The following is a 7,384-nucleotide window of genomic DNA, read 5'->3' as shown; positions in this document are numbered from 1 at the left end:
CTCCTCTTTTTTTAAGTTCGGCTACAGCGTGACGCCCTCCCCAAGTTCTATTTGCGGCTGCGGCGCCAATTGCTTCTCCTGCAATTCCCGCGGGATGGGTATAAAATAGTATCTCTGGAAGTTTGGTATTAAATTCTTTTTTAAGAGTCTCGATTCGTTGTTTTACCTCTTTTGCTCCGCGTTCTTCGCAGGTTAGAGCAATGATAATTTGGGATTTTGGAAAATCGCTCTTAACAATTCCCCCCAAAGTATTTTTTAAAACTTCGTAGGATTCATTGACGGCGGGAATGAGGATTAAATGTCTCATCTTCTCAACGGATGGCAACTTACGGCAGAGGGACGACCAATCGGTCGCCACTTCTTTTTTGTATCTTTTATACCCAATATATGAGCCAATAGTATGGACAAAGGCTCGGTAGACCCAAAAGAAGCACAAAAAAGTGACCAAAAAAATTACGGCTAGAGGAAATTTATATCCTAACCATAGAGGGGAAGTTAAAACTGCCCAAGTTAAAATTCCAGGAACAGTTTGGAGCACTCTTTGAAGAACAGCTTCTTTTTTAATCATAGTTTAAGCCAAAAAGCAGTTGGGCATTTTGGGAGGTCGCGGTTGCCAGATCTTTTTCTGATATGTTTCTAGCCCCGGCAATTTTTTGTGCGACTATTTTAACATAAGAAGGTTCGTTTAGTTTAATCTTCGGATCAGATCTTGCTGGTTCTGGAATTAAAAGAGGCGAGTCGGTTTCGAGGAGGATTTTGTCAAGTGAGATGGTTCGGGCAATTTTGAGGATTTCCCCCCCGCTTTTGTAAGTAACAATGCCATTAAATGAGAGTAACAACCCTAACTTTAGAGCCAATTTTGCGGTTAAAGCATCCTCGACAAAGCAGTGCCAGACCCCGTTAGTCACGGAATACTCTTTGAGCGCTTCTACCATTTTGTCTTTAGCCTGCCTGCAATGCAATACTTGCGGTTTGTTAAGTTTTTGAGCAAGATGCGTTTGGAATTCAAAAATATACTCTTGCTCTTCAACATCCCGTTTTCTTTCTCCTGCTGGTGGCACAGAGTTATCAAAACCGCACTCACCAATGGCAACAACTTTGGGATGTAAGGATGCAACCTCTAGTTTTTTAAGTTTCAGGTCAAGTTGGAAGGGACTGGTGTTTTTGGTATCTTGGGGGTGGATTCCCAGCGATAAATACACCCCGCTAAATTTTTCGGCAAGAGCAATTGCTTTGGGGATTTCTTCTGTGGCAGAAGCTACGCAAATAATTTTGGCAACACCCGCCTCACGCGCTCTCGTTATGACATTATTGACATCTGGATAATCCTTACTTGCCAAGTGGGCGTGGGTGTCAATTAAATTTGCTATCTTAGACTTCTCCATATTTCAAAAATAAGGCAGGCAATAAAGATTATAAAATATCTTTGAGGGTTAAAGGCGTTTAAGTACCCAAGCAAAAGATAAGAAAATAACAAAAATGAGAGAAGTAAACTTCTTCTTAAGCAACTGCGCCAGAGACATTTTAAAATCCTTTTATCTTTAAGATGCTCTTTGTGGTGTCCTAACAGGTAAGACATTGGCAAAGACAAAATTAAACCCAAGATAATCCACAAAAGAGCAAAAACTCCTAGGATAATAAAGGTGTTTGCGGGGGGGATTTTTAAAAATATGTATGCTAAACTTGCGCAAAGAGCTAAAAGAATAAAAATTACTGTCAGAATAAATTTAGGCATAAATGTGTAACGCCCCCGATATTCATCGGGGAAATTAATAGGAAGTCTTCTTAAATCTTGTTATAAATTTAGGCATATAGGTATGTTATCAGAATTTGATCTCAACAAGGAACAACAAGACGCAGTTAACCACCAGATAGGACCTCTGTTGATTATTGCTGGGGCGGGAACCGGAAAAACTAGAGTAATTTGTGAAACTATCAGAAAACTAATTTCACAAGATGGGGTTTCTCCAAAAAATATTCTAGCTTTGACCTTTACCGAGAAAGCTTCGGGGGAAATGCTAGATCGCGTGGGAGATTTAATGCCTCTAGGGTACGAAGAACCCAATATTGCCACCTTTCACTCGTTCGCCGAAAGAATTTTAAGAGATAAGGGACTTGAAATTGGACTTGATCCCACATTTAAAATTTTAACAACCAGCAACGCCTATATTCTTTTTAAGAAAAATCTTTTTAAATTTGACCTTAGTTACTTTAGACCCTTGGGGAATCCCAACAAATTTATCGGGGCGATTTTAAAGTTTTTTTCTCGACTGCAAGACGAGGTGGTTAGTCCTTTAGATTTTTCTGACTATGTTAAAAACCTCGATCCCCCCGATATCAAGTGGCAAGAACTCTCAAAGGCTTATTCTTTATATACTGAATTAAAATTAGATAATTCCTTTTTGGATTTTGGAGATTTAATCAATTATGCTTTAAGGCTATTTAAAGAGCGACCAAAAATATTAGAGGAGTATCAAAATACTCTAAAACATGTTTTTGTTGACGAATTTCAGGATACCAATTGGGCGCAATACGAACTAATTAAGCTTTTATGCCCCGCGTCAGCTAATCCGCATTTAGTTGTGGTAGGAGATGATAATCAAAGTATTTACAAATTTAGAGGGGCGGCAATTTCTAATATTATAAATTTTAAAAAAGATTACCCCCAAACCAAAAGCATTGTCTTAAACAAGAATTACAGGAGCTTTCAAGATATTCTGGATGCCTCGTATCGGCTGATTAAAAACAACGATCCCGATACTTTGGAAGCAAAACTTGGGATTGTAAAAAATCTCGAATCCCAAAAAGAAAAAAGTAGCCAAGGCAACTTGCAATATAATATTTTGGCAACGGAAGAAGACGAGGCAGAGTTTATTGTTAAAAAAATATTGGAATTAATGGGAGAAAACCCCAAATATACATATAAAGATTTTGCGGTATTAGCAAGGGCCAATACTCACTTAGAAGGTATTGTGGCAACACTTCGTAGATACGGGTTGCCTTATCAAATTGTTGGGAATCGAGGGCTGTTTGATGTGCCACAAATTAAATCGCTCATCTGCTTTTTACGCTTTTTAATTGATGAGTCCGATAATGTTTCTTTATATCAATTTCTGGTTAGTGATTTTTTTAACCTTCCGGGAACTTACATCCTGCAACTTCTTAAAAAAGCTAAAACTTTAAGATGCCCCTTGTGGGAAGTATTTTTAGGCGATGCGTCGTTTAAGGATCAGGCAATTCTTATCAACCGCGCCAGAGAAATGGTTGCCAAGGAAAACACCAGTCGGGTTTTGTATAACTTTTTGGTAGAAGTTGGGTATGCCAAGAACATTATTAACACCGAAAGCTTGGAGAATAAATTGGTTGTTGATAATCTAAATCTTTTTTTTAAAGCTATTAAAACTTTTGAATCTCAAAATAATCAAAATTCGGTTTTAGCTTTTGTAGAGTATCTGGATTTAATTTTAGAAGCTGGAGAAAACCCCGCCCAAGCGCAAATAGAAGACATTGATACGATAAATCTCATTACTGTTCACGGATCTAAGGGTCTGGAGTTTCCGGTGGTGTTTTTGATTAGTCTGACCTCAGATAGATTTCCATCTCGTTCGCGGGGAGATTTAATAGAAATTCCCGAGGAATTAATCAAAGAAACATTGCCCACAGGCGATTATCATTTGGAGGAGGAGCGCAGGCTCTTTTATGTGGGGGTAACAAGAGCGCAAGATCAGGTCTATTTATCCTATGCCAAAAATTATGGTGGTGTAAAAGAAAAAAAGCCTTCAGGATTTATTGCGGAACTTGGTTTAACCAAAGACACAGTTAAAGATAGCAGTTTAATTCCTACAAAACAGCTCAATCTTCTTTTTGCTCTGTCGGAAAAAATTCCCATTAAGCCCCATAAAATTGCTGATGGGGAAGTAGCGGTGTCTTATGTGAGCTACAGCCAAATTGATATGTTTAAAAAATGCCCGTTGCAGTATAAGTACCGCTATATTTTAAGTATTCAAACCCCGCCAAACCACGCTTTTACCTTTGGGCAAAGTATTCATATAACCTTAAGAGATTTTGAAAAGCAGGCAGTTATAAATCCAAAATTGGCTACAATTGACGAGTTGTTACGCATTTATGAGAAGAATTTTGACCCCTCGGGGTACGAAACAAAAGAGCATAAAGAAAAGCGATTTTTAGAAGGAAAGAAATACCTAAAAATCTACTTTGAAAGGGGAAGACAGCTTTTTGGCAAACCAAAAATGCTTGAGGAAAAGTTTAGACTTTTAGTAGGTGGGGTTCCATTAATTGGTGTTATTGACCGAATTGATGAGAGGGTTGGTGGGGTTGAAATTGTAGATTATAAAACAGGGGGGTTAAAGGAGCAAAAAGAAGTCGATCGTGATATGCAACTTACATATTATGCTTTAGCCTGTCGCGACTTTTTTAAATTACCTTTAAAGAGCCTATCGCTTTACTTTTTTGAGGATGCCCAAAAAATATCCACCACCAGAACAGATGCAGATCTGGAAAGTGTCAAAGAAGATATTGTTAAGACGGTTAAGGAGATAAAGGTGGGAAATTTTGAAGCCAAAACTAGCCCTTTATGCAAATATTGCGACTACCGCCACATCTGCCCCGCCTACAAAAATTACTTGAATATCTAATTCGTTAAAATCGGTAAAAGCGGGTACTACCCGATTCGGGTAGTACCCGATAATTTGCTGTTAGGTCAAGGTATTCTCATTACTGTCTTAAATGTTGTTACAACAGGAAAAAAATGTGGTGAGACCCAAAAATATTGGTTTATCAACCCAGAATTCTTCCACTTTTTTCGAATCGCGTTTTATGCGACGGAGGTGGAAGAACTTATGTAATCGTGAAAAATCGCTAATTTTTACCAGTTTTTTATGGTTATGACCCCAAAACCGTGAAGATTTTAAATTTGTTATACTTAACCCATGCCAAAAGGGTTAATGATTTTTATTACAATTTTTGCTTTGCTGGCTCTTCCAACGCTAGCTTTTTCTGTTGTTAGTGACGAGGAAATTGCCGAGGTGCAAGAAGATCTGACAAAAACTCAAGATGAATACAACGATGTTAAGGGGGATTTGTCCGACATCAACTCCGAAATTTCCCAAATTACCAGTAAAATCAACAATCTCTCATCCCAAGTTAATGTCACCCAAGGCGAAATCAATGGAGTTCTAGCATCAATTAATAATCTCTCGGCAAAAATTGTGGAGTTGGAAGACCTCTTAAATAGATTCAATACGGTTTTGTTACAAAAAAGCGCCGAGCGCGATGGTACTATTCGCGGTCTTTATAAAGCCTCGCGACAATCCACGCTCCAAATGGTCTTATCCTCCATCGGTTTTTTGGATTTAGCCAAAAATTCTATGTACTACAAAAGTTATCTGGGTCAATCAATTGACACTATTAAGAGAGTCAATAGCGAAATAGAGGATTATTCCAACAAAAAAGCAGAAACCGAAAAAGCTAAAACAGGTTTGGAGACGCAGAAAGCTCGTTTGGAACAAATTAAAGCCACTCTTGCCACCCAAGTACAATCGGCTCAAGGGGAGGTTGCGGGTTTGCAGTCGCAGGCTAGTGCCCTAGAAGATCAGCTAAGCGATTTGTCGGATTCTTTGGAGGAGTTGTCCGAAAAACAAAATGCCTTACTGCGCGAAAAGTTTGGGGCATCATCAGAAAGGCTAACTGTAGGTGACAGCGAATCTGGCAGGCAAAGCTTGCCCGACCCAGGTTTTTCGGGAACCGCCTATGCGTTTTTTACTCGGGGCTATCCCCATCGGGTAGGAATGAACCAGTATGGTGCCAAAGGTAGGGCAGATGATGGTCAAGATTACGAAGAAATTTTAGATGCTTACTATCCAAACACTTCTTTGGAGGGGAAATGTGATAAAGATCTAGAAATTCCGGTTGCGGGGTATGGGGATATTTCTTTAGAAGAATACCTTTATGGCTTAGGTGAGATGCCCTCTAGTTGGAACATGGAAGCCTTAAAAGCCCAAGCCGTAGCAGCTCGAAGCTATGCTCTAAATTACACCCAAGGTGGCAGGGCAATTTGTACCGATCAAAGGTGCCAAGTTTATTTAGGACATGAAAAAGGTGGTAGATGGAATCAAGCAGTGGATGCAACTTGTGGTCAGTATTTGTCTTACAATGGTTCTCCTATTCCCGCGTGGTATGCCTCTACCGCTGGGGGTTTCGTTCGTTCCAGCGCCGATGTTTGGGGAAGTTCTCGTCCGTATTCTCAAAGGTTGCGAGATGGAGATTGTGGTGATTGGGAAAACTGCTCTTACGATGGACCAGAATATGGCGATTCTCCATGGTTTCATAAAGCTTGGGGCAAAGGTACCGAAAATGGTCCTTGGATGACAGAAGAGCAGGCCCAAGATGTTTTTAACGCTTATTTGCTTTCCAAAGAATCCTCCTCGTACAATAGCGATCTTTCTCCGGCGGATCAGGGTGGAATCAGCGAGGACGAAGTCATTGAGAAGCTAAAAGATGAAGATGTTGATCCCGTTGGAGAAATTAGCAAGATTGAAGTTTACGATGATGGCGAAGGATATACATCATCAATAAAGCTTTATAGTGCCAACTACTCGGGTGGGATAACATTTGACGGCTACAAATTTAAATCTATTTTTAATCTCCGCGCCCCGGGAACAATTGTTATTTGGACAAGTTTTTATGATATTTTAAGGCAGTGATACAAAAATTACTCGTCATCATCCCAGCTTACAATGAAGATGCATCAATAGGAAAAGTTGTTGGCGATTTAAGAACTGTGGGTTTTGAGGATATTCTAGTTGTCAATGATGGAAGTTGGGATACTACTGTAACTGTTGCCCAAAAGTTTGGAGCTACCGTTATCAGTCACATTTTAAATGTTGGTTTGGGGGGAGCAATTGCCACGGGTTTAGAGTACGCCAGATATCAGAATTATAATTTTGCCATAACATTTGATGCCGACGGACAGCACAAAACGGAAGATGCTTTAAAAATCAAAGAAGCCCTCTTCTTGCAAAAGTTTGATTTTGTCATCGGAACAAGAATTAAAGATTTGGCTAAAGGCTACAAATTACGCTATCTTGTCAACATTCTCTCAAATCTCATCACCTACGCTCTCTATGGTGTTTACGTATCAGACTCGCAGTCGGGAATGCGGGGATTTAATCGGAAAGCGTTAGAATTATTGCAACCGGTGACATCGGGTTACGAGGTCTCAACGGAACTGATTGGTCTTGCTAAAAAGAGTAATCTCAAGATTGGGGAGATTCCCATTAAGGGAATTTATACCAGTTACAGTTTAAAGAAAGGTCAAAAAGTTACTAATGCTTTTAAGGTATTACGCAGACTTTTAGTTAGCTAA

General features: G+C 39.5%; 6 protein-coding genes. 3 read left to right on the top strand and 3 right to left on the bottom strand.

Annotated features, from left to right (window positions below):
- From KKF75_03520 to KKF75_03510, 3 genes are all read right to left on the bottom strand, one after another.
- On the bottom strand, positions 1–568 hold a 568-nt coding region (locus KKF75_03520), incomplete at its 3' end, for a hypothetical protein (GenBank protein MBU4381261.1).
- Positions 561–1,385 carry a TatD family hydrolase gene (locus KKF75_03515; GenBank protein ID MBU4381260.1) on the bottom strand — a complete coding sequence of 275 codons (825 nt, stop codon included), beginning with the start codon at positions 1,383–1,385 and terminating at the stop codon, positions 561–563. The genes KKF75_03515 and KKF75_03520, both read right to left, overlap by 8 nt.
- Positions 1,367–1,735: a hypothetical protein gene (locus KKF75_03510; GenBank protein ID MBU4381259.1), complete on the bottom strand. Its 369-nt coding sequence runs from the start codon at positions 1,733–1,735 to the stop codon at positions 1,367–1,369. Before KKF75_03510 ends, KKF75_03515 begins: the two co-directional genes overlap by 19 nt.
- A gap of 82 nt (positions 1,736–1,817) precedes the next feature.
- On the opposite strand from KKF75_03510, the gene KKF75_03505 reads away from it, so the two are divergent.
- From KKF75_03505 to KKF75_03495, 3 genes are all read left to right on the top strand, one after another.
- Complete coding sequence (locus KKF75_03505) at positions 1,818–4,655, top strand: ATP-dependent helicase (GenBank protein ID MBU4381258.1); 2,838 nt, start codon at positions 1,818–1,820, stop codon at positions 4,653–4,655.
- 294 nt (positions 4,656–4,949) lie between these two features.
- Complete coding sequence (locus KKF75_03500; GenBank protein ID MBU4381257.1) at positions 4,950–6,722, top strand: SpoIID/LytB domain-containing protein; 1,773 nt, start codon at positions 4,950–4,952, stop codon at positions 6,720–6,722.
- Positions 6,719–7,384, top strand: coding sequence for a glycosyltransferase family 2 protein (locus KKF75_03495; GenBank protein MBU4381256.1), 666 nt, complete (start codon positions 6,719–6,721; stop codon positions 7,382–7,384). The genes KKF75_03500 and KKF75_03495 overlap by 4 nt, the downstream gene beginning before the upstream one ends.

The sequence above is a fragment of the Patescibacteria group bacterium genome (assembly GCA_018896215.1).
Classification (GTDB): domain Bacteria; phylum Patescibacteriota; class WWE3; order 0-14-0-20-40-13; family 0-14-0-20-40-13; genus JAHINB01.
This window is presented reverse-complemented; position numbering and strand designations above follow the sequence as displayed.

Bases quoted from the DNA above. Each gene is read 5' to 3' on its own strand.
- KKF75_03515 (MBU4381260.1), bottom strand. From the start codon at position 1,385: ATGGAGAAGTCTAAGATAGCAAATTTAATTGACACCCACGCCCACTTG.
- KKF75_03510 (MBU4381259.1), bottom strand. From the start codon at position 1,735: ATGCCTAAATTTATTCTGACAGTAATTTTTATTCTTTTAGCTCTTTGC.
- KKF75_03505 (MBU4381258.1), top strand. From the start codon at position 1,818: ATGTTATCAGAATTTGATCTCAACAAGGAACAACAAGACGCAGTTAAC.
- KKF75_03500 (MBU4381257.1), top strand. From the start codon at position 4,950: ATGCCAAAAGGGTTAATGATTTTTATTACAATTTTTGCTTTGCTGGCT.